The following is a 20,431-nucleotide window of genomic DNA, read 5'->3' as shown; positions in this document are numbered from 1 at the left end:
CTCTTCAGTGGGCGGCGGCCGTGCGCGACAAGCCATCCGGTGCCCCACCCGTCGGCGTGCGCGTGCCCTCGGGCGGCGCGTGGGGATGACGCAGGTTGACCCAGGCCGCCTTCAGCAGCGCGCGCGGCGCCAGGAAGGCGGCCGGGCCGATCAGCCGGCCGCCGAAGCGGTTGACGTGGCGTGCCATGTCCACATCCTTGGTGGCGGCCGAGAACATCAGGCGCTCGATCGGGTTGAAGGACAGGCGGCGGGCGAAGTCGTCGATCAGGAAGCGGTGGCCGGCCAGGCTCGCGCAGCGGCGCTCGTACACGGCCAGCGCCTGTTCGGTGCTGCCGCCCGCGCGCCAGGCGGTGGTCGCGGCATCGGCCAGCCAGTCGGCGGTCTGGAAGGCCCAGCCGCAGCCGACGCCCCACAGGGGGTCGGTGCTGATCATCGCGTCGCCCACCAGGGCCATGCCGCGGGCCTGCGCCGGGCGGTGCAGGCAGGGATAGTCCTTGACCGTCAGCACCGGCCCGGCCAGCTCGGCCTCGTGGAATTGCGGGGCGTCGGGCCAGGCGCGCATGCGGGCCTTCAGTGCCTCCAGCGGCGCGGCCGTGTACGCGCCCAACTGCGCCTGCGGCGCCATCAGCGTGACGACGGCAACGCCGTCCTCGTTGGGGAAGATGTAGCCGGCCTCCGCGCCGTTGAACCACATCTGCGAGGTGCTGCCGCGCCGCAGGTCGACCTTGCGCATCGCGGCGAACAGGCCGAAGCGGCGGTTGGGCGAGGAGCGGGGCTGGATGCCGGCCAGCGTCGCCAGCTCGGAGTGGCGGCCGTCGGCGGCGATGACCAGCCGGGCCCTCAGCTGCCGGCGCTCGCCGCCGTGGTGGCCGGTCTCGATGCCGCTGATGCGCCCGCCTTCGCCGTCCAGCAGGGCCAGCGCGGAGCGGCCCGCCATCATGCTCACGCCGGGCGTGGCCGCGGCAGTTTCGCGCAGCAGCGGGTCCAGGCGCAGGCGGCGGATGTTGTAGCCGTACAGCGGCCGGCCCTGCTCATCGCTGTCCAGCCGTTGGCCGATCCAGCCCCAGGGCGTGTGGACCTCGGCCCCGTTGCGCAGGCCGCCGGCCTGCTCGATCAGGCGGTCCAGTCCGATCCGCTGCAGCACGGGCAGCGCGCAGGGCTGGATGAAGTGGGTGCACAGATGCTTGTGCGCCTCGGGCTGGGCATGGCGCTCGACCAGGGCCACGCGGGCGCCTTCGCGGGCGAGCAGCATCGCCGCGGTGCAGCCGGCCAGGCTCGCCCCGACCACGATGGCATCGAAATGGGCATCGTCCGACATCGCCATCTCCCTCGGCCCCAGGAAAGCCAACGGTACGCCGGACGGCGCGCCGCGGAGTCCTCAAGGCTGAGGACGGCGCGGGTCAGGTCGGGGTCAGACGGTCTCCAGTGCGTTCAGCACCGCCTCGGCCGTGGCCGGTGCCAGCAGCAGCGGATCGCTGCGCTCGCCGCCGGTCGACGCCACCGCATCCTTGATCGCCAGCAGCACCGAGAAGGGCAGCAGCAGCGGCGGCTCGCCGACGGCCTTGCTGCGGTGGATGCTGTCGCTGCGGTTGGGCTGGTCGAACAAGCTAACCTTGAAAATCGTCGGACTGTCGTTGGCCGTCGGGATCTTGTAGGTGCTCGGCGCGTGCGTGGTCAAGAGGCCGGTCTGCGGATGCCACTTCAGTTCCTCGGTGGTCATCCAGCCCATGCCCTGCACGAAGGCGCCCTCGACCTGGCCGATGTCGATCGCCGGGTTCAGCGACTGGCCCACGTCGTGGATCACGTCGGCGCGCACGCAGCGGCTCTCGCCGGTCAGCGTGTCCACCAGCACCTCGGCGACGGAGGCGCCATAGGCGTAGTAGAAGAAGGGCTTGCCCTGCATCTTGACGCGGTCCCAGCTGAGGCCCGGCGTGGCGTAGAAGCCGTCGCTCCAGAGCTGCACCCGCTCCAGGTAGGCCTTGGCCACCAGCTCGGGGAAGGGCATCGAGGCCTCGCCGCTGCGTACCACGTCGCCGCCGAAGCGCACTTCCTCGGCCACGCCGCCCATCAGCTTCGCGGCCAGGGCGGCCAGGCGCAGCTTGATCTTGCGGGCGGCATCCTGCGCGGCCTTGCCGTTCAGGTCGGCGCCGGTGGAGGCGGCGGTGGCGGAGGTGTTGGCGATCTTCTGCGTGTCGGTGGCGGTGGCGCGCACATGGTGCAGGCTCAGGCCCAGCTCGTGGGCGACCACCTGCGCCACCTTGGTGTTCAGGCCCTGGCCCATCTCGGTGCCGCCGTGGTTCACGAGAACGGAACCGTCGGTGTAGACGTGCACCAGCGAGCCGGCCTGGTTCAGGTGGACCACGTTGAAGCTGATGCCGAACTTCACCGGCGTCAGCGCCAGGCCCTTCTTCAGTACCGGGCTCGTCGCGTTGAAGGCTGAAATCTCGGCGCGACGCTGGTGGTAGCCGCACTGCTCGATCAAGCGCTCGGTCAGGGGCTGGATGATGTTGTCCTCGACCTTCTGGCCGTAGGGCGTCACGTCCTTGCCGTCGCTGTAGAAATTGCGCTGGCGCACCAGCAGCGGATCGAGGCCCACATGGCGTGCCACCGAGTCCATGATCATCTCGATCGCAAGCGCCCCCTGCGGGCCGCCGAAGCCGCGGAAGGCGGTGTTGCTCTGCGTGTTGGTGCGGGCGCAGTAGCCGTGCATCGCCACGTGCGGCAGCCAGTAGGCGTTGTCGAAGTGGCACAGCGCGCGGGCCATCACCGGCGCGGACAGGTCGGCCGAGTGGCCGCAGTTGGAGATCAGCTCGATCTCGGCGGCGAGGATGTGGCCCTCGTCGTCGTAGCCGACATGCCAGCGGTAGTCGAAGCCGTGGCGGCGGCCGGTGATCATGAAGTCGTCGTCGCGGTCCACGCGCAGCTTGACCGGCTTGCGCAGCCGGCTCGCGGCCAGCGCGGCCACGCAGGCGAACAGCGCCGACTGCGACTCCTTGCCGCCGAAGCCGCCGCCCATGCGCCGGCACACGACCTGGATCTGGTGCGAGTGCCAGTGCATCGCATGGGCGATCAGCTGCTGCATCTCGCTCGGGTGCTGCGTCGAGCAGTGCACCAGGATCGCGTTGTTCTCCTGCGGCAGCGCGTAGCTGATCTGCCCTTCCAGGTAGAACTGCTCCTGGCCGTTGACGTTCCACTCGCCCTTGAGCGTGTGCGGCGCCTTGGCGAGCTGCTCGTGGGGTTCGCCGCGGGTGAGGTGCATCGGCGGCAGCACGTACTGGCCGGCGGCGTGGCCTTCGAGTGCGGTGAGGATGGGCGTCAGGGCCTCGCACTTGATCGCCTGCTTCGCCATGTGGGCGGCGCGGCGGGCGAGTTCGCGGTCGGTCGCGATCACCGCGTAGACCGGCTGGCCGAGGTAGCGCAGCTCGCCGTCGGCCAGGATCGGGTCGTCGTGGATCAGCGGGCCGCAGTTGTTCTCTCCGGGGAAGTCGGCGGCGGTGTAGATGGCGACGACGCCGGGCTGCTTCCTCAGCAGCTCGATGTCGATGGACAGCAGCTTGCCGTGGGCGACCGGCGAGAGGCCCAGCGCGGCGTGCAGCGTGCCTTGCGCCTCGGCGATGTCGTCGATGTAGGTGGCTTCGCCGCTGACGTGCAGGGCGGCGGATTCGTGTGTCTTGTTGACGCCAACCTGGGGGGCGGCCTCGGCCGTAACGGCGAAATCGAGCGGCTTGTTCATGCGGCGCTCCTTATGCGAAAGAAACGGCTTGCCAGACGCTGGTGTCGCGTGCGGCCAGCGGGTCGGCCTCGCGGGTCTCCATCCAGAGACGCGTGAGGAGATTCTGCGCCACCTTCATCCGGTAGGCGGCGGTCGCCCGCATGTCGGAGAGGGGTTTGAAATCGGTGGCCAGCGCGGCAGCGGCGGCCTGGGCGGTGGCTTCGGTCCAGGGCTGGCCGACGGCGGCGGCCTCGGCGGCGGCGGCGCGCTTGACGATCGCGGCCATGCCGCCGTAGGTGAAGCGGGCCTCGGCCACGAGACCGTTCTCCACCCGTAACGCCAAGACCGCACAGACCGCGGAGATGTCGCTGTCATAGCGCTTGCTGATCTTGTAGGCGCGCAGTTGCCAGCTCCTGTCCAGCGGCGGCACCACCATCGCCTCGACGAACTCGCCCGGCTGCATCGCGTTCTTCATGTAGTCCAGGTAGAAGTCCTGCAGCTTCATGCGGCGCTGCACCTCGCCCTTGCGCAGCACGATGTCCGCGCCCAGCGCGATCAGCGCCGGCGGGCCGTCGCCGATCGGCGAGCCGTTGGCGACATTGCCGCCCAGCGTGCCGGCCTGCCGCACCGGCGGGGAGGAGAAGCGCAGCCACATCTCGCGCAGCGCCGGGTGACGTTCGGTCAGCGCGCCCCAGCCGGCCTCCAGCGTGGCGCCGGCGCCGATCCACAGGCTGCCGTCGGCTTCCTCGCGGATCTCGCGCATCTCGCTCACCGCGCCGGTATAGATCAGCTCGCCCAGGTCGCGGAACTGCTTGTTGACCCACAGGCCCACGTCGGTGGAACCGGCCAGCAGCCGCGCCTGCGGCTTGCTCTCGCGCAGCGCGGCCAGTTCGGCCACGGTGCGCGGCGCATGGAACTCGTCCACCCGCCCGCCGAAGGCCGGGCTCGGCGCGGCATAACGCAGCGCCTCATCTGACTGCAGCGTCTTCAAGGCGGTCGCGATCGGGGACCGGTCGATCAACTGCTTCGGCGCCTCGAACATCTGCTCGCCGGCGTCCAGGATCGGCCGGTAGCCGGTGCAGCGGCAGAGGTTGCCGGCCAGGTCGTCGGCCAGCTGCTGGCGGGTCGGCCGCGTGCCGGCCTCGCAGTGGCGCTCGTAGCAGGCCTGCATGCTCATGATGAAGCCGGGCGTGCAGAAGCCGCACTGCGAGCCGTGGCAGTCGACCATCGCCTGTTGCACCGGATTCAGCGCGTCGGCGCTGCCGAGATCCTCGACGGTCAGGATCGCCCGGCCATCCAGCGTCGGCAGGAACTGCGTGCAGGCGTTGACGTTGCTGAACTGCACCTGACCGTTGTTGTCCAGCTCGCCCACCATCACCGTGCAGGCGCCGCAGTCGCCTTCGGCGCAGCCTTCCTTGGTGCCGGAGCAGTGCGCGTGCTGGCGCAGGTATTGCAGCACGGTGGTCGTGGTCGGCAGGCCGGCGACGGTCTGGATCTCGCCGCGGTGGAAGAAGCGGATGGGGCGTTGTTCTGGCATTGAAAAACTCGTCTCGGTGTTTCCGATAGTGTGCGTGAGCCCGCTCTGGAAGATATACGCTCCGGATCATGATCGGTATTAATTTCAGCGTATGACCATCAAGACGGATTTCGACAAGATCGAGCTACAACTTGTGCGGGTACTGCATACCGTGATCTCCGAGCACAGCGTTTCCAAGGCGGCCCTGAAGCTGCACAGCACCCAGCCGGCGGTCAGCGCCCAGCTGAAGCGGCTGCGTGCGCTGACCGGCGATCCGCTGCTGGTGCGCAGCGGCAGCGGCATGGTGGCCACCGCCGCGGCACTGGAGCTGATGGAGCCTGCAGCACGCATGCTGCAAGACGCGGACCTGCTGTTCGGCAAGCGCCACCGAAAGGCAGCGTTCGAGCCGTCCAGCTCGGAGCTGAAGATCCGCATCGCCGCCAGCGACTACCTGGACCCGTACTTCCTGCCCGACCTGGTCGTGCACCTGAACACGCTGGCCCCGGGCATCCAGCTGGACCTGCAACCGCTGAACGCCCAGCTCGACTACCGCCGCGGCCTGGCCCGCGGTGAGCTGGACCTGGTGATCGGCAACTGGCTGCAGCCGCCGTCCGAGCTGCACCTGGGCCGCCTGCTCAGCGACGAGGTCGTCTGCCTGATGAGCCGCGACCACCCGCTGGCCAAGGAGGCGCAGAAGGGCGGCCGCGGCTGGTCCGTCGACAAGTACCTCGGCTGCCAGCACCTGGCGCCGATGCCGCTCTCGCCCGGCATGCCCGGCGTGATCGACCAGCACCTCGCCACCTTGGGGCTCGACCGCGCCATCGCGGTGCGCAGCGCCCACTTCGGGCAGCTGCCGCAGATGGTGGGCCGCAGCCTGCTGGTGCTCACCACCGGCCGGCTGTTCTGCCAGCGCTATGTGGACGAGCTGCCGGTCGTCATCGTCCGCTGCCCCGTCGCCTTCCCCCGCATGAGCTACTACCAGCTCTGGCACGCCCAGACCAACGCCTCGCCGGCGCTGCGCTGGCTGCGCGAGCAGGTGCGCGAGGTGGCCGCCCGAATTTCTTCTTCTTCTTCCGTCAAAGCAAAGAGTTAGTTTTCAGATGAATGCAGCAGTAACTTCCCCCACCCGTGGCCTGGCATTGCGCGGCGACCTGCTCGACTTCGGCGCCAGCCCCGGCTGGGCGCAGCTCGAGACGCCCGCGCTGCGCTTCCGCCCCGACCACTGGCTGCTGATCGGTGCGGACGGCCGCATCGTCGGCAGCCAGGCCGCCGCGCCGGACCCGGCCGAATACCGCCTCGAAGACCACAGCGGTCGACTGATCCTGCCCGGTTTTGTGGACACGCATGTGCACTGCCCGCAGCTGGACGTGATCGGCTCCTACGGCACCGAGCTGCTGGACTGGCTGAACACCTACACCTTCCCCGCCGAATGCCGCTACGCCGATCCGCTGGTGGCCCGCGCTGGCGCCGAGCGCTTTCTCGATGCGCTGCTGGCCCATGGCACGACGACGGCGGTGGTGTTCCCGACAGTCCACAAGGTCTCGGTCGAGGCGCTGTTCAGCGCGGCCCAGCAGCGCGGCATGCGCCTCCTGACCGGCAAGGTGCTGATGGACCGCCACGCGCCGGACGGCCTGCGCGACGACGTGGCCGGCGCCGAGCGCGACTGCATCGACCTGATCGAGCGCTGGCATGGCGTCGATCGTCTCAGTTATGCCGTCACGGTCCGCTTCGCCCCGACCAGCACGCCCGAGCAGCTGGCGATGGCCGGCTCGCTGTGCAAGGCGGATGCCTCGCTGTACATGCAGACCCACGTCGCCGAGAACCGCAGCGAGTGCGCCTGGGTGGCGAGCCTGTTCCCCACCGCCCGCAGCTACCTGGACGTCTATGCCCGCGAGGGTCTCTTGCACCCGCGCGCGGTGCTGGCCCACGGCATCTGGCTGGACGACGCCGACCGCCGCGTGCTGAAGGAGACCGGCGCGCAGGTGGCCTTCTGCCCCTCGTCGAACCTGTTCCTGGGCAGCGGTTTGTTCGACTGGCCTGCCGCTCAGGCTGCGGGTTATGGGGTGAGCGTCGCGAGCGACGTGGGCGGCGGCACCTCGCTCTCGATCCAGCGCAACCTGCAGGACGGCTACAAGGTCCAGGCGCTGGCCGGCCACCGGCTGAGCGCCTGGGTCGGCCTGCATGCCGCCACGCGGGGCGCGGCCGAGGCGCTGGGCCTGGCCGACGAGATCGGTTCCTTCGACCCCGGCACGCTGGCGGACGTCTGCGTCTGGGACTGGGCGCGCGGCGCGGTGGCCGAGCAGCGGCACGCGGTGGCCCGAGAACTGCATGAGAAGGTTTTTGCCTGGATGACCCTGTCCGACGAGCGCAATCTCGTCGCCTGCTATGTGGCGGGCAAGCCTCACACAACGGGGCCCCAAGCCGGTGCACGGAACGATAATCATGGACCATGAAACCCCCACGCTCGCTGAAGTCGCGGCTCCCCGGACATCCGGAGAAGCGCGCGACATGACAGCCCCCCTCCGCCTCGAAGCCACCGGCATCAGCAAGCAGTACGGCAGCGTCAAAGCCAATTCCGGCGTGAGCCTGCGGGTCCAGCCCGGCGAGATCCATGCGGTGCTGGGCGAGAACGGCGCCGGCAAGTCCACGCTGATGAAGATCATCTACGGCGCCGTCCAGCCCGACGAGGGCGAGCTGCGCTGGAACGGCCAGCCGGTCGTCATCAAGAGCCCGGCGCAGGCGAGGGCCTTGGGCATCAGCATGGTCTACCAGCACTTCTCGCTGTTCGACACGCTGACCGCGGCCGAGAACGTCTGGCTGGGCCTGGAGAAGACACTGAGCCTGGCCGAAGTCACCGCCCAGATACGTGAGGTGGCGGCGAGCTACGGGCTGGAGGTCGACCCTGAACGGCCGGTGCATACACTTTCGGTCGGCGAGCGGCAGCGGGTGGAGATCGTCCGCGCGCTGCTGTGCAAGCCGCAGCTGCTGATCCTGGACGAGCCGACCTCGGTGCTGACGCCGCAGGCCGCGCTGAAGCTGTTCGAGACGCTGCGCGTGCTGGCGGCCCAGGGCTGCTCCATTCTGTACATCAGCCACAAGCTCGACGAGATCCGCGCGCTGTGCTCGCACTGCACGGTGCTGCGCGGCGGCAAGCTGACCGGCGAGGTGGACCCGCGCACGCAGACCAGCGCGCAGCTCTCCGCGCTGATGATCGGCGCCGAGCCGCCGGCGCTGAAGCATGAGAAGCGCACGGCCGGCGAAGTGGCGCTGGAGCTGAAGCGCCTGTCGCTGGCCAAGGGCTCGCCCTTCGGCACGACGCTGGTGGATGTGGACCTGCAGGTGCGGGCCGGTGAGATCGTCGGCGTGGCCGGCGTGTCCGGCAACGGCCAGCAGGAGCTGATGGCGGCGCTGTCGGGCGAAGACCCGCGCGCCACGCCGGGCATGGTCATGCTGTTCGGCAAGGACATATCGCGGGCGAGCGCGCGACGAAGAAGAAAGCTGGGCCTCGGCTTCGTGCCCGAGGAGCGCCTGGGCCGCGGCGCCGTGCCCACGCTGTCGCTGGCGCAGAACACGCTGCTGACCCGTACCGAGACCGTCACGGCCGGCGGCTGGATCCGCGTGAACCGCGTGCAGAAGATGGCCGAGGAACTGATCGAGCGCTACAAGGTCAAGGCCGGCGGCCCCGGCGCCGCGGCGCGCTCGCTCTCCGGCGGCAACCTGCAGAAGTTCATCGTCGGCCGCGAGATCGATGCGAAGCCGAAGCTGCTGATCATCAGCCAGCCCACCTGGGGCGTGGACGTCGGCGCCGCCGCGCAGATCCGCGGCGAGCTGCTGAAGCTGCGCGACGCCGGCTGCGCGGTGCTGGTCGTCAGCGAGGAGCTGGACGAGCTGTTCGAGATTTCCGATCGCCTCGTGGTGATGGCCAAGGGCCGGCTCTCGCCGCCGGTCGCGATCGCCGAGGCCACGCGCACGCAGATCGGTGAATGGATGAGCGGCCTGTGGTCCGCCGAAGGAGCTCGTCGTGCTGCGGCTTGAGACCCGTCCCCAACCGTCCAAGTGGATGTCGCTCGCCTCGCCGCTGCTGGCGCTGGCGGTCACCGTGGTGCTCGGCATCGCGCTCTTCATGCTGCTGGGCAAGGACCCCGGCCGCGGCCTGCAGATGTTCTTCTGGGAGCCTATCAAGAGCGCCCGCGCCTGGGCCGAGCTGAGCGTCAAGGCCACGCCGCTGGTGCTGATCGCGCTGGGCCTGGCGCTGTGCTTCCGCTCCAACGTCTGGAACATCGGCGCCGAAGGGCAGTTCATCATCGGCGCGATGGCCGGCGGCTGGGTCGCCATGCAGGCCGGGCCGGATACGAGCGGCTGGATCGTGTTGTGGATCCTGCTGGCCGGCGTCGTCGGCGGCATGGCCTGGGCGGGCATCGTGGCCTTCCTGCGCTCGCGCTTCAACGCCAGCGAGATCCTGGTCAGCCTGATGCTGGTGTACGTGGCCAACCTGCTGCTGACCTATGCGGTCTTCGGCCCCTGGAAGGATCCGAACGGCTACAACTTCCCGCAGTCGATCACCTTCCTGGCGATCACCAAGATCCCGCGGCTGATCACCGGCATGCGGATGAACATCGGCGTGCTGATCGCGCTGGCCTCGGTGCTGGGCTTCTGGGTGCTGCTGTTCCGCACCTATGCGGGCTATGCGCTGCAGGTCGGCGGGCTGGCGCCGGCGGCGGCGCGCTATGCGGGCTTCTCGTCCACGCGCGCACTGTGGACCGCGCTGCTGATCTCCGGCGGCATGGCGGGCCTCGCCGGCGCGCTGGAAGTGGCCGGGCCGCTGGGGCAGCTGACGCCCTATGTGCCGGCCGGCTACGGCTTCGCCGCCATCATCGTCGCCTTCGTGGGCCGGCTGCATCCGGTGGGCATCGTCTTCTCGGGCATCCTGATGAGCATGTTCTACATCGGCGGTGAACTGGCGCAGTCCCGCCTGGGCCTGCCCAAGTCGATCACCGGCGTGTTCCAGGGCCTGCTGCTGTTCACGCTGCTGGCGTCCGATACCTTGATCAACTACCGGCTTCGTTGGGGCCACCCCGCGCGAAAGATGGTGACCGCATGAACATGGACGCCATTGCGCTGCTGATCGCAGCCTCGATGAACGCGGGCACGCTGCTCGCGCTCGCGGCCCTCGGCCTGCTCATCAACGAGCGCGCCGGCATCGTCAACCTCGGCGCCGAAGGGATGATGCTGGTGGCCGCCGTCACCGGCTTCGCCACCTGCGTGCACACCGGCAACGACTGGCTGGCCTTCGCGGCCGGTTCACTGGCCGGTGCGGCGCTGGCCCTGGTCTTCGGCCTGCTGGTGATCTGGCTCAACACCAATCAGTACGCGGCCGGCCTCGCCTTGAGCCTGTTCGGCACCGGCTTCTCCGCCTTCGTGGGCCTGAAGTACACGCAGGAAAAGTTGGGCCCGCGGCCGAGCTTCGAGATCCCCGGCCTCGCCGACATCCCCTTCATCGGCCCGGCGCTGTTCAAGCAGCACCCGCTGGTCTACGGCGCGATCCTCTTGATGATCGGCCTGATCTGGTTCTTCTACCGCTCGCGCGCCGGGCTCGTGCTGCGTTCGATCGGCGAGTCGCCGGAGTCCGCGCATGCGCTCGGATATCCCGTCAGGAAGATTCGTCTCGCCGCCGTTGTCGCGGGCGGTGCCTTGTGCGGCCTGGCCGGCTCGTACATGTCCGTCATCTACACCCCGCTGTGGGTGGAGGGCATGGTGGCCGGCAAGGGCTGGATCGCGTTGGCCCTGACCACCTTCGCCACCTGGCGACCGGCACGGGTATTGCTAGGTGCCTACCTGTTCGGTTTCGTCACGATGCTGCAGTTCCATCTGCAAGGGCAGGGTGTCGAAGTGGCGAGCCAGTTCCTCAGCATGCTGCCGTATGTGTCGACGATCGTCGTGCTGGTCCTGATCTCGAGCAACGCCAATTTCATCCGCGCCAACATGCCTGCATCGATAGGCAAACCATTCTTCCCGGGCTCTTGATGGGGCCCATCATCAACGACGGAGATGTCATGCAAATGAAGACACGAGAATTCCTCAAACTCGCGGCCTTGAGCGCCGCGGCCCTGGCGCTGGCCGCCTGCGGCAAGAAGGAAGAAGCGCCGGCTCCGGCCGCCGAGCCGGCATCGGCTCCGGCGTCCGTCGCCGCGGCTCCGAAGGCCGAGCCGCTGAAGATCGCCTTCGCCTATGTCGGCCCGGTCGGCGACGGCGGCTGGACCTTCGCCCACGACAACGCCCGCAAGGCGCTGGAGAAGGAATTCGGCGACAAGATCCAGACCAGCTTCGTTGAAAAGGTGCCCGAGGGCGCCGATGCCGAGCGCGTGTTCCGCGACATGGCCGCGCAGGGCAACAAGCTGATCTTCGGCACCACCTTCGGCTATATGGAGCCGATGCTGAAGGTCGCCACCGACACGCCCGACGTGAAGTTCGAGCATGCCACCGGCTACAAGCAGGCCGACAACATGCGCACCTACGACTCGCGCACGTACGAGGGCGCCTATCTCGCCGGCATCGTCGCGGGCAAGATGAGCAAGACCGGCACGGTCGGCGTCGTCGGCTCGGTGCCCATCCCCGAGGTGCTGCGCAACATCAACAGCTTCACGCTGGGTGCGCAGACGATGAACCCGAAGATCAAGGTCAAGGTGGTCTGGGTCAACGAGTGGTTCGATCCGCCGAAGGAAACCGAGGCCGCGCAATCGCTGATCAACGGCGGCGCCGACGTGCTGATGCAGAACACCGACTCCTCGGCCGTGCTGCAGACGGCCGAGAAGAACGGCAAGTACGCCTTCGGCTGGGACAGCGACATGACCGCCTACGGTCCCAAGGCCCACCTCGCCTCGGCCACGATCAACTGGGCGCCGTACTACATCCATGCCGTCAAGGAAGCGCTGGACGGCAGCTGGAAGGCCGGCGCCGGTGCCCACCAGTGGTGGGGCGTCAAGGAAGGCTCGATCGACCTGGTCTCCATCGCCGAGGTCGTGCCGCAGGACGCCAAGGACGCGGTCGAGAAGGCCAAGGCCGGCCTGAAGGACGGCAGCTTCGCGATCTGGAAGGGCCCGATCGTCGACCAGGGCGGCAAGGTCCTGGTCAAGCAGGGCGAAACGGCCGATGACAAGTTCCTTTCCGGCGTGAACTTCTACGTCAAGGGCGTGGAAGGCAAGGTGCCGTCGAGCAAGTAAGCCGACCGGCCTTCTCAAGAAGAGTGTCGACAGGGCGCCGCCGCACGACGGCGGTGCCAGGTCTTGCCTGCGCCTGCGTTTTTTCGATTCCTTTCACTTTCCTAAACCTCCAAGGGGACTCCCATGAAGAAACTCGTTATTTCCACGGTGTGCGCCGTCGCCGCCTGCGGCGCCGCCCAGGCCGCCGACTGGAGCGATACCTCGATCGGCTACCGCTACGGCACCAAGTTCGCCGAGCCCTACGGCAGCAACGACATCCACAAGAACATCCTGGACCTGAACCACGTCAGCGGCTTCAAGTACGGCACGAACTTCTTCAACGTCGACCTGCTGATGTCCGACAAGAAGGACCCGTCCAGCCCTGACGCCTCCAGCGGCGCGCAGGAGGTCTACATCGTCTACCGCAACACGCTGGACTTCGAGAAGATGAGCGGCACCTCGTTCAAGTCGACCGGCATCCGCGGCTACGGCCTGACCTGGGGCTTCGACTACAACACGAAGTCGGACGCCGGCTACAACTCCAAGAAGCGCATGCTGGTGCTCGGCCCCACGGTGAACTTCGACGTGCCGGGCTTCCTGAGCGTCAGCCTGCTGGTGCTGAAGGAAAGCAACGCGCCGACCAACGAGTACTCGGGCACCTCCGTGCCGCGCTACAGCTACAAGACCCACCCGATGCTGACGGCCGCCTGGGGCATCCCGCTGGGCAGCGGCTTCTCCTTCGAGGGCTTCTTCAACTACATCGCCAGCAAGGGCAATGACGAATTCGGCGCGGCGACCAAGGCCGAGACGAACTTCGACGGCCAGATCATGTACGACATCACCGGCAAGAACACCTTCAAGGTCGGTTTCGAGTACCAGTACTGGAAGAACAAGTTCGGCAACGACCACACGGGCCCTGCCGGCTCCGGCGCCTTCGCCAAGACCCCGATGATCCGCGCCGAATATCACTTCTGATCCCGGTCCGGTTCCGGTCCTGATGGATCGATAGACGAAACGAGAAACTTGACGCCCTCCGGCCTTGTGGCCGGGGGGCTTTTTTCTGGCTCTTCCCCGAATTGCGGGGAACGCACCGCCATTGAGAAGAGTTGGGTTTGCAGCGCTGCGGCCTGGGCGGCCGCAGCGCTGCTGGCGCCAGCGGGTTTCCCTCCTTCTGGCGCGATCCGATGCGGAATGGCGCGATCGGATTTTCCGGAAACCTCCGCCTTGCCGAAGATGGCGACGCTTCGACAACCATCCATGAACATGAAGAACCAACCCGTAGCCCTGATCACCGGCGCCTCGTCCGGGATGGGCAAGGACTTTGCATTGCGCCTGCTCGCCGAGGGCTACACGGTCTACGCGGCGGCCCGGCGGCTCGAACGCATGGGCGACATCGCCGCGAGCGGTGGCCTGACCCTGGCGATGGACGTGACGGACGACGCGTCCATGGTCGGCGCCGTGACGCGGATCCTCGATGAACAGGGGCGCATCGACGTGCTGATCAACAACGCGGGCTATGGCCAGTACGGCGCGCTGGAAGACGTGCCGGTGGCGGAAGGCCGGCGCCAGATGGAGACGAACCTGATTGGCCTGGCCCGGCTGACCCAGCTGTGCCTGCCCACGATGAGGGCGCAGGGCCGTGGGCGGATCCTCAATATCTCGTCGATCGGCGGCAAGCTGGCGACGCCGCTGGGAGGCTGGTATCACGCCTCGAAGTTCGCGCTGGAAGGTTATTCGGATGCCCTGCGCAACGAGGTGCGCCGCTTCGGCATCGACGTGGTCGTGATCGAGCCGGGCGGCATCGCGTCCGAGTGGTCCGGCATCGCGACGCAAGAGGCCGAGAAGCACTCGGGAACGGGCGCCTATGCCTCGTTCGTCAAGAAGTTCGGCGCCCTGCAGCAGGACCAGCGCAAGCTGCCCGGCCCGCGCGTGATCAGCGACCTGGTGGTCAGGGCGTTGCGGGCCAGGCGCCCCCGGGCTCGGTACCACGGCGGCTTCCTGGCGGGGCCCATGCTCTTGCTGCGCGGGCTCCTGTCGGATCGGCTCTTCGACCGCCTCATCTCCTCCGCCTTCCGATGAGCTAAGGTGAGGACATGAGCAGCGCAACCCGTATCCCGATGCTGGCCTCGACGTCGGCGCGGTTTGCGGCCCTGGGACTCGATCTTCCTGGTGTTGTGGAGCGCGCAGGGCTTTCGCCTGCTGTCGCGCAGCGTGGCAGCCTGGACACGCGCCAGTTCTTCGCGGTCTGGCGCGCCATCCTGGAACTGTCGGGCGATCCGCTCATCGGCCTGCGGATCGGCAGCGAGACCGGCCCCGCCCAGCTCGAAGCGGCTGCAGTCGCGGCACTGCACTCCGCCACCTTCGGCGACGCGCTGGCGCGTCTGGCCCGATACAAGCGCCTGTGCTGCCCGGAAGAGATCCGCGTGGAACGCGACGGGGGCGCGCTCGCGCGGCTGAGCTTCCATTGGATCCTCGCCGACGAGGTCACGCCGCATGCCATCAGCGACGCGGCCTTTGCCTCCGCGCACGCCATCGCCCGGCGGGGCGCCGGCCGCACGATCGCGCCGCTCAGGCTCGAGCTGGTGCGAACGCCGCCGAGCATCGCGCCCTACGCCGCGCATTTCGGATGCGAGGTGCGCACCGCCTGCGCGGGCGATGCCCTGGTGTACGACGCCGCTGCGCTCGACGTTCCGTTCGTCTCGCACAACGAAGACCTGCTGGCCGTCCTGGTGCCGGCGCTGGACGCCCAGGTCGAGGCGCTGGGAGTGGTGGCGATCGAAGGGCAGGCGCGCGCCGCGTTGACGAGGCTGATGCGTGGGGACCGTCCGAGCATCGAGACGCTCGCCCGCCAGCTCAATATGAGCACGCGCTCGCTGCAGCGGCGGCTCGGCGATGCCGGCACCAGCTACCAGGCCGTGCTGGACGAGGTCCGCCTGGAGACGGCCAGGCGGCTGCTGGCGGAGACCCGCTTCACGCCCGGCGAGATCGCGTTCTTCCTGGGCTTCGAGGAGGCCAACTCGTTCCAGCGCGCGTTCCGGCGCTGGGAGGGGCGAACGCCCGCTCAATGGCGCGAGCAGCGTGCCTCGCTCGCAGGGCTGTCCGCCGCGAGATGACGGCAGCGCATCGGCCGCCGATGCAGTCCGTCGCATGCGCCTTGGCCCGGTACGCGCCAGCGCCTAAAGTCCCACCATCGATTCCAAGGAGGTGGTGGCGATGTTCGGATTCCTGCTCTGGTGCCTGCTCTTCGTCCTGTGCTGGCCGCTGGCCCTGCTGGCGCTGGTGCTGTGGCCGATCTTCTGGCTGTTGCTGCTGCCGTTCCGGCTGGTGGGCATCACCTTCGAGGCCTTGTTCGCGCTGCTGAAGGCCATCCTCTTCCTGCCCGCCCGCGTGCTGGGTGGCAAGCCGCGCTGACACTCAGAGCTTGATCTCGAGCCGGGCGGCCCACAGCACGAAGGTGCGCCCGTTGCTCTCGCTGTTGATCGTCTTGTACTGCGTCGTGATGACGCTGCCGGTGGCGTAGTCCAGCGTGGTCAGGTTGGTGGCCGACAGGCGCAGCGCGGTGTTCATGTTGAAGTTCCACAGCGCGAAGGCGTCCAGCACCGACTTCTTCGAGCTGCTGTTCAGCTGCAGCGGCGTCTGCTGGATCAGGCTGGCCGGCGTGTAGTTGAGGCTGGCGCCCAGCGTCAGCGGCAGGCTCTTGAGGCGGTAGTCGCCGCCGAGGTTGCCGGTGTAGCGGGGCTGCTGGTCGAGCTTGTTGTAGGGGCCCGGGATGCCGTCCACGGCCGAGTGGAAAAGGCTGAGGTTGGAGCGTACGTTGATCGGCAGCGCAGCCTCGATGAACTGGTCGAGCCGGAACTTGGCCTCCAGCTCGATGCCGTAGGTCTTCGCGGTGCCGATATTGCGGGGCCGCGAGACCCAGCGCTGCGTGCTGGCCCAGGAGACCGTCTCCAGCATCGTTTCGCTGCGGATCAGGTTGTCGATGTGGCGGTAGAACACATTGGCGCTGACGATGCCGCCCTTGCTGAGGTAGTTCTCGTAGCCCAGCTCCACGCCGGTGGCCAACTCGGGCTTCAGGCCGGGGTTGCCCTGGCGGTCGGGCGCGTTGGCCTCGTTGGGGCCGCACAGTGCGTTGCCCACGCAGGGGTACTGCGCGTTGATGGACGCCGGCGCGGTCAGGTCGTTGAGCTGCGGCGCGCGATAGCTTCTCGTCAGGCTGGCGCGGATCTGGTCGCGGCTGTTCTCGTCGAAACGGTAGACGCCGTGCAGCAGCGGGGTCCAGACCGTGCTGTTGTTGCGCACCTCGTAGCTCGCGGCGGTGCTGTGGGTGGCGATCGACTCGCCGCGCAGGCCGGCATAGAAGGACCACTGCTTGCCGACGCTCCACTCGTCCTGCCCGTACCAGGCCAGGCGCAGCGTGTCGGCGGCCACGTTGTCGCCGAAGTCGGCCAGCTGCGGCCGCGGCAGGCCGTTCTGCAGCGTGATGCGCGTGCTGTTGCGGCTGGTGCCCTCGGCCTCCAGCCCGCCGACCAGGCTGTGCTCGTTGGCCATCTGCTGCGAGAGCTTGCCCACCAGGCTCCAGGAGCCGTCGCGGGTGTGGGTGGTGTCGTCCTGGTTGCGCGAGGGCGCATCGTCCAGGTACTCCTGGCGGAACGAGTGGCCCGAGCCGCGGGCGCCGCCGAAGGCCGCGCGCACTTCCATCTTGGTCTGCGGGGCCAGGTGTTGCGTCCACTGCGAATGCAGGCGTGCCATCGTGAAGCGGCTGTCGGACTGCGTCACCGCATGGTCGAACTGCTGGCACTGGATCAGCGTGCCCGGGTCCGCATCGGGATCGGGGTTGGTGTCGCACCAGCTCTGGGTCTGGTGGAAGTCGTTGCTGCTGTGGCTCTTGGACGTGACGAAGAAGGGCTGCAGCGAGAACTGATCGCCGCCCGGGCCCAGGCGCCACTGGACCCGGCCGTTCATGTTCAGCGACTCGTTGGCCGCCTGGTTCTGGCCGACCGTCTCGGTGTGGCTGCTGACACCGCGCGAGGGTACGACGGTGTCGGAGTTCGGCCGCACGTCGTCGTAGCGCTGGTTGCGCGTGGCGTTGACGGTCAGGTTGTAGGCGCCTCCGTTGTCGCCGAACTTGTCGTTGCGCGTCCAGCCGATATTGGGGCGCAGCTGGCCGCGTTCCTCCGAGACGGCCAGGCGCAGGTCGTTCGAATACTTCTGCAGCGCCTCGCGCAGCACGATGTTGATGGTGCCGGCGATCGCGCGGGCGCCGTGCTCGGCGGTGGGCGCGCGCATCACCTCGATGCGCTCGATCTGGTCGGGCGGCAGTTGGTCCAGCGAGAAGCCGGGCGGCATGCGCTCGCCGTTGACCAGGATCTGCGTGTAGCCGCTGCCCATGCCGCGCATGCGCACCTCGCCGCCGCGGCCGGGCCGGCCGCCGGTGGTGACGCCGGGCAGGCGCTTGAGCACCTCGCCGACGGTGGAGTCGCCATAGCGCTCGATCTCCTCGCGGCTGATGATGATCTTGGAGGCGGTGGAGGCGCGGCGCACGGCCTCGTCGGTCGGGCGGCCATCCACTTCCACGCGTTCCAGCTGGTTCGGGGCGGGGCGCTGCTGCTGCTGGCGCTTCGGCGCAGGCGGTGGAGCCTTGTCGTCCTGCTGCTGCTGCTCCTGCGCCCCGACGGTGGCAGCAAGACCGAGGGCACAGACCAGCAGCGAAAGACGGAACGGGATCGACGACATGGGAGCAGGTAAGCAGACGTGACGCGGAGCGCGCGAGCATCGCATGACCGCCCGCCGCTGCCGGCCCCTTCAATCTTCTTTACCGCTGCCCAAAAGACAAGGGGCCATTACCTTGCGGAATGGCCCCATGCGCGGGTATAGGGTTTCCAAGAGCGCTGGTCACGGGTTCCAGGATGCTGCCCAATCTGCAGCCGGTTTCCGTCTTGGATGCCTTGCAGTATGCCGCTGGAATATGACGTTAGCGTTACCCGGCGATCGGTGACTTTTTACGTACGGCCATCGCCATCAGCGCCGCCAGCAGGCAGGCCGCGCCGGCCGTGTAGAGCGCGGGCGAATAGGTCAGCAGCAGCGTGCGCGAGAGACCCGCGCCCCAGGCCGCCACGGCCGCGCCGATCTGATGCGAGGCGAAGATCCAGCCGAACACCAGGCCCACCTTCTCTGCGCCGAACGATTGCGCGGTGAGGCGCACCGTCGGCGGCACGGTGGCGATCCAGTCCAGGCCGTAGAACATCGCGAACAGCGAGAGGCCGTAGAGCGTGAACTCGGCATGCGGCAGCCACATCAGCGAGAGGCCGCGCAGGCCGTAGTACCAGAACAGCAGCTTGCGGCTGTCGTAGCGGTCGCTGAGCCAGCCGGAGGCGATCGTGCCGACGAAGTCGAAGGCGCCCATCATCGCCAGCACCGAGGCGGCCGGCACCGCGGCCAGGCCGTTGTCTCCGCACAGCGAGATGAAGTGGGTCTGCACGAGGCCATTGGTGGACAGGCCGCAGATGAAGAAGGTGCCGGCCAGCAGCCAGAAGGTCGGGCTCGCCATGCCCATCTGCAGCGCGCTGAAGGGCGTGGCCAGCGTCATCTTCGGCGGGATCGCGGCGGGCGGCGCATCGGCGGCGGCGCCGAAGGCGCGCAGGCCCAGGTCGGACGGCCGGTCGCGCATCAGCGCCCACACCAGCGCCATCACGCTCAGGCAGATCGCGCCCAGCGGCAGCAGCGGTGCGCGCCAGCCCCAGTGCTCGATCATCCAGGCGGCGACCGGCAGGCAGGCCAACTGGCCGGTGGCGGCGCTGGCGGTCAGCACGCCCATCACCAGGCCGCGCCGCTGCGCGAACCAGCGGTTGGAGACGACGGCGCCCAGCACCAGCGCCGTCATGCCGCTGCCCAGGCCCAGCATCACGCCCCACAGCAGCCAGAGCTGCCACAGCTGCGTGATGCCCGCCGCCAGCAGCATGCCGCCGCCGACCAGGGAGAGCGCCGCGCACATCACGGCGCGCATGCCGAAGCGGTCCATCAGCACCGCGGCGAACGGGCCCATCAGGCCGAACAGCGCGAAGCGCACCGCCAGCGCGGACGAGATCTGGCTGGTGCTCCAGCCGAACTCCTTGGCCAGCGGCTGCAGCATCGCACCGGGCAGGCCCAGCGCGGCCGACATGAACAGCATGGTCAGGAAGGTCAGGCCGGCGATCACCCAGGCGAAGTGGATGTTGCGGCTTTCCAGCCAGGGCGCGAGGCGGCGGGAGGCGCTCAATGGCAGCGAGGATGCGGGAGAGGCGGTGGACATGCGAGGTCGCCCTTTGCTTTTGATGACGTTCGACATGATAATTGTTTTGATGATGGCCGCAATTAAAATCTGGTCATGCAACGGAGCCCGCCATGAAAGTCAGCAAGGAACAATCCCAGGCCAACCGCCAGGCCATCGTCGAGGCCGCGGCGCGGCTGTACCGCGAGCGCGGGCTGGAGGGCGTCGGCGTGGCCGAGATCATGGCGGCGGCCGGCTTCACCCACGGCGGCTTCTACGGGCACTTCGACTCCAAGGAGGCGCTGGCCGCCGAGGCCTGCGAACACGCGCTGAAGGCGCCGCTGGCGCGGCTGCGCGGGCAGCTGGAGAGCGGGGAGGGCGCGCGGCCCTATTTCGATCGCTACCTGCGCACCGAGCACCGCGATGCGCCGGGCCTGGGCTGCGCGATGCCGACGCTGGCGGTCGATGCGGGGCGCGCGTCTCCGGCGGTGTCCGCGGCGATCACCAGCGGCATCGCCGGCTACCTGGAGGCCTTCGCCACGCACCGGCCGGACGGCACGGTGGCCGCGGCGCCTGACGAGGCGGACAAGGCGCGCGCGATCATGAGCCTGTCGGTGCTGGTCGGCGGCATGGTGCTGGCGCGGGCCACCGGCTCGGCGGCGCCGGCGCTGTCCGACGAGATCATCGACGTGCTGAAGAAGGCCTTGCCGGAATACTGGGACGCCAGCTGACCCGCGGGCACGCCGATTGCTGCCGGG

The 20,431-nt window shown here is 68.6% G+C and carries 17 protein-coding genes; 11 read left to right on the top strand and 6 right to left on the bottom strand.

The genetic code is table 11. From position 1 onward, the window contains the following. Positions 1-4: 4 nt before the first annotated feature. From B0W88_RS13665 to xdhA, 3 genes are all read right to left on the bottom strand, one after another. Positions 5-1,318, bottom strand: coding sequence for an NAD(P)/FAD-dependent oxidoreductase (locus B0W88_RS13665; RefSeq protein WP_198937835.1), 1,314 nt, complete (start codon positions 1,316-1,318; stop codon positions 5-7). Positions 1,319-1,411: 93 nt separating this feature from the next. Beyond that, complete coding sequence (xdhB, locus tag B0W88_RS13660) at positions 1,412-3,733, bottom strand: xanthine dehydrogenase molybdopterin binding subunit (protein ID WP_083748778.1); 2,322 nt, start codon at positions 3,731-3,733, stop codon at positions 1,412-1,414. Between the two features lie 10 nt (positions 3,734-3,743). Next, a complete protein-coding gene (xdhA, locus tag B0W88_RS13655; RefSeq protein ID WP_077035207.1) occupies positions 3,744-5,249 on the bottom strand; it encodes a xanthine dehydrogenase small subunit in 1,506 nt (501 codons plus the stop codon). A gap of 91 nt (positions 5,250-5,340) precedes the next feature. Here xdhA and B0W88_RS13650 point away from each other — a divergent pair, with 91 nt between their 5' ends. The 7 genes from B0W88_RS13650 (at position 5,341) to B0W88_RS13620 (ending at position 13,402) form a co-directional block, all read left to right on the top strand. Then, on the top strand, positions 5,341-6,321 hold the full coding sequence (locus B0W88_RS13650) for a LysR substrate-binding domain-containing protein (protein WP_077035206.1): 981 nt from the start codon (positions 5,341-5,343) through the stop codon (positions 6,319-6,321). Positions 6,322-6,328: 7 nt separating this feature from the next. Further along, entirely contained in the window at positions 6,329-7,681 is a 1,353-nt protein-coding gene (guaD, locus tag B0W88_RS13645; RefSeq protein ID WP_077035205.1) for a guanine deaminase, read from the top strand. Positions 7,682-7,736: 55 nt separating this feature from the next. Then, positions 7,737-9,263: an ABC transporter ATP-binding protein gene (locus B0W88_RS13640; RefSeq protein WP_077035204.1), complete on the top strand. Its 1,527-nt coding sequence runs from the start codon at positions 7,737-7,739 to the stop codon at positions 9,261-9,263. After that, positions 9,250-10,329, top strand: a complete 1,080-nt coding sequence (locus B0W88_RS13635) for an ABC transporter permease (protein WP_077035203.1) — start codon at positions 9,250-9,252, stop codon at positions 10,327-10,329. The genes B0W88_RS13640 and B0W88_RS13635 overlap by 14 nt, the downstream gene beginning before the upstream one ends. 2 nt (positions 10,330-10,331) lie before the next feature. Then, positions 10,332-11,252, top strand: a complete 921-nt coding sequence (locus tag B0W88_RS13630; protein WP_077035202.1) for an ABC transporter permease — start codon at positions 10,332-10,334, stop codon at positions 11,250-11,252. A 35-nt stretch (positions 11,253-11,287) separates the two neighbouring features. Then, positions 11,288-12,448: a BMP family ABC transporter substrate-binding protein gene (locus B0W88_RS13625; protein WP_369973886.1), complete on the top strand. Its 1,161-nt coding sequence runs from the start codon at positions 11,288-11,290 to the stop codon at positions 12,446-12,448. Positions 12,449-12,571: 123 nt separating this feature from the next. Further along, positions 12,572-13,402 carry an outer envelope protein gene (locus B0W88_RS13620; protein WP_077035201.1) on the top strand — a complete coding sequence of 277 codons (831 nt, stop codon included), beginning with the start codon at positions 12,572-12,574 and terminating at the stop codon, positions 13,400-13,402. Here the strand turns inward: B0W88_RS13620 and B0W88_RS32985 are convergent. Continuing rightward, positions 13,393-13,692, bottom strand: a complete 300-nt coding sequence (locus B0W88_RS32985) for a hypothetical protein (protein ID WP_144006762.1) — start codon at positions 13,690-13,692, stop codon at positions 13,393-13,395. The genes B0W88_RS13620 and B0W88_RS32985 overlap by 10 nt on opposite strands. Here B0W88_RS32985 and B0W88_RS13615 point away from each other — a divergent pair. From B0W88_RS13615 to B0W88_RS13605, 3 genes are all read left to right on the top strand, one after another. Beyond that, positions 13,685-14,506 (top strand): oxidoreductase, encoded by an 822-nt coding sequence (locus B0W88_RS13615; protein ID WP_077035200.1) that lies wholly within the window; start codon positions 13,685-13,687, stop codon positions 14,504-14,506. The genes B0W88_RS32985 and B0W88_RS13615 overlap by 8 nt on opposite strands. 14 nt (positions 14,507-14,520) lie before the next feature. After that, positions 14,521-15,540, top strand: a complete 1,020-nt coding sequence (locus B0W88_RS13610; protein ID WP_077035199.1) for an AraC family transcriptional regulator — start codon at positions 14,521-14,523, stop codon at positions 15,538-15,540. A 100-nt stretch (positions 15,541-15,640) separates the two neighbouring features. After that, positions 15,641-15,838 (top strand): hypothetical protein, encoded by a 198-nt coding sequence (locus B0W88_RS13605; RefSeq protein WP_077035198.1) that lies wholly within the window; start codon positions 15,641-15,643, stop codon positions 15,836-15,838. A 3-nt stretch (positions 15,839-15,841) separates the two neighbouring features. On the opposite strand, the gene B0W88_RS13600 is transcribed toward B0W88_RS13605, so the two are convergent. Then, positions 15,842-18,160 carry a TonB-dependent siderophore receptor gene (locus tag B0W88_RS13600; RefSeq protein ID WP_077035197.1) on the bottom strand — a complete coding sequence of 773 codons (2,319 nt, stop codon included), beginning with the start codon at positions 18,158-18,160 and terminating at the stop codon, positions 15,842-15,844. 244 nt (positions 18,161-18,404) lie between these two features. Then, complete coding sequence (locus B0W88_RS13595; protein ID WP_077035196.1) at positions 18,405-19,715, bottom strand: MFS transporter; 1,311 nt, start codon at positions 19,713-19,715, stop codon at positions 18,405-18,407. Positions 19,716-19,807: 92 nt separating this feature from the next. Here B0W88_RS13595 and B0W88_RS13590 point away from each other — a divergent pair, with 92 nt between their 5' ends. Then, a complete protein-coding gene (locus B0W88_RS13590; RefSeq protein ID WP_077035195.1) occupies positions 19,808-20,404 on the top strand; it encodes a TetR/AcrR family transcriptional regulator in 597 nt (198 codons plus the stop codon). Positions 20,405-20,431: the final 27 nt, after the last annotated feature.

The sequence above is a fragment of the Pelomonas sp. KK5 genome, assembly GCF_001984095.1.
In the GTDB taxonomy this organism is placed as follows: domain Bacteria; phylum Pseudomonadota; class Gammaproteobacteria; order Burkholderiales; family Burkholderiaceae_C; genus KK5.
The sequence above is the reverse complement of the archived record's forward strand: the minus strand, read 5'-3'. Positions and strand labels throughout refer to the sequence as shown.

Coding starts and splice junctions, on each gene's coding strand:
- B0W88_RS13665 (WP_198937835.1), bottom strand. CDS start 1,318: ATGTCGGACGATGCCCATTTCGATGCCATCGTGGTCGGGGCGAGCCTG.
- xdhB (WP_083748778.1), bottom strand. CDS start 3,733: ATGAACAAGCCGCTCGATTTCGCCGTTACGGCCGAGGCCGCCCCCCAG.
- xdhA (WP_077035207.1), bottom strand. CDS start 5,249: ATGCCAGAACAACGCCCCATCCGCTTCTTCCACCGCGGCGAGATCCAG.
- B0W88_RS13650 (WP_077035206.1), top strand. CDS start 5,341: ATGACCATCAAGACGGATTTCGACAAGATCGAGCTACAACTTGTGCGG.
- guaD (WP_077035205.1), top strand. CDS start 6,329: ATGAATGCAGCAGTAACTTCCCCCACCCGTGGCCTGGCATTGCGCGGC.
- B0W88_RS13640 (WP_077035204.1), top strand. CDS start 7,737: ATGACAGCCCCCCTCCGCCTCGAAGCCACCGGCATCAGCAAGCAGTAC.
- B0W88_RS13630 (WP_077035202.1), top strand. CDS start 10,332: ATGGACGCCATTGCGCTGCTGATCGCAGCCTCGATGAACGCGGGCACG.
- B0W88_RS13625 (WP_369973886.1), top strand. CDS start 11,288: ATGAAGACACGAGAATTCCTCAAACTCGCGGCCTTGAGCGCCGCGGCC.
- B0W88_RS13620 (WP_077035201.1), top strand. CDS start 12,572: ATGAAGAAACTCGTTATTTCCACGGTGTGCGCCGTCGCCGCCTGCGGC.
- B0W88_RS13615 (WP_077035200.1), top strand. CDS start 13,685: ATGAACATGAAGAACCAACCCGTAGCCCTGATCACCGGCGCCTCGTCC.
- B0W88_RS32985 (WP_144006762.1), bottom strand. CDS start 13,692: ATGTTCATGGATGGTTGTCGAAGCGTCGCCATCTTCGGCAAGGCGGAG.
- B0W88_RS13610 (WP_077035199.1), top strand. CDS start 14,521: ATGAGCAGCGCAACCCGTATCCCGATGCTGGCCTCGACGTCGGCGCGG.
- B0W88_RS13605 (WP_077035198.1), top strand. CDS start 15,641: ATGTTCGGATTCCTGCTCTGGTGCCTGCTCTTCGTCCTGTGCTGGCCG.
- B0W88_RS13600 (WP_077035197.1), bottom strand. CDS start 18,160: ATGTCGTCGATCCCGTTCCGTCTTTCGCTGCTGGTCTGTGCCCTCGGT.
- B0W88_RS13595 (WP_077035196.1), bottom strand. CDS start 19,715: ATGTCCACCGCCTCTCCCGCATCCTCGCTGCCATTGAGCGCCTCCCGC.
- B0W88_RS13590 (WP_077035195.1), top strand. CDS start 19,808: ATGAAAGTCAGCAAGGAACAATCCCAGGCCAACCGCCAGGCCATCGTC.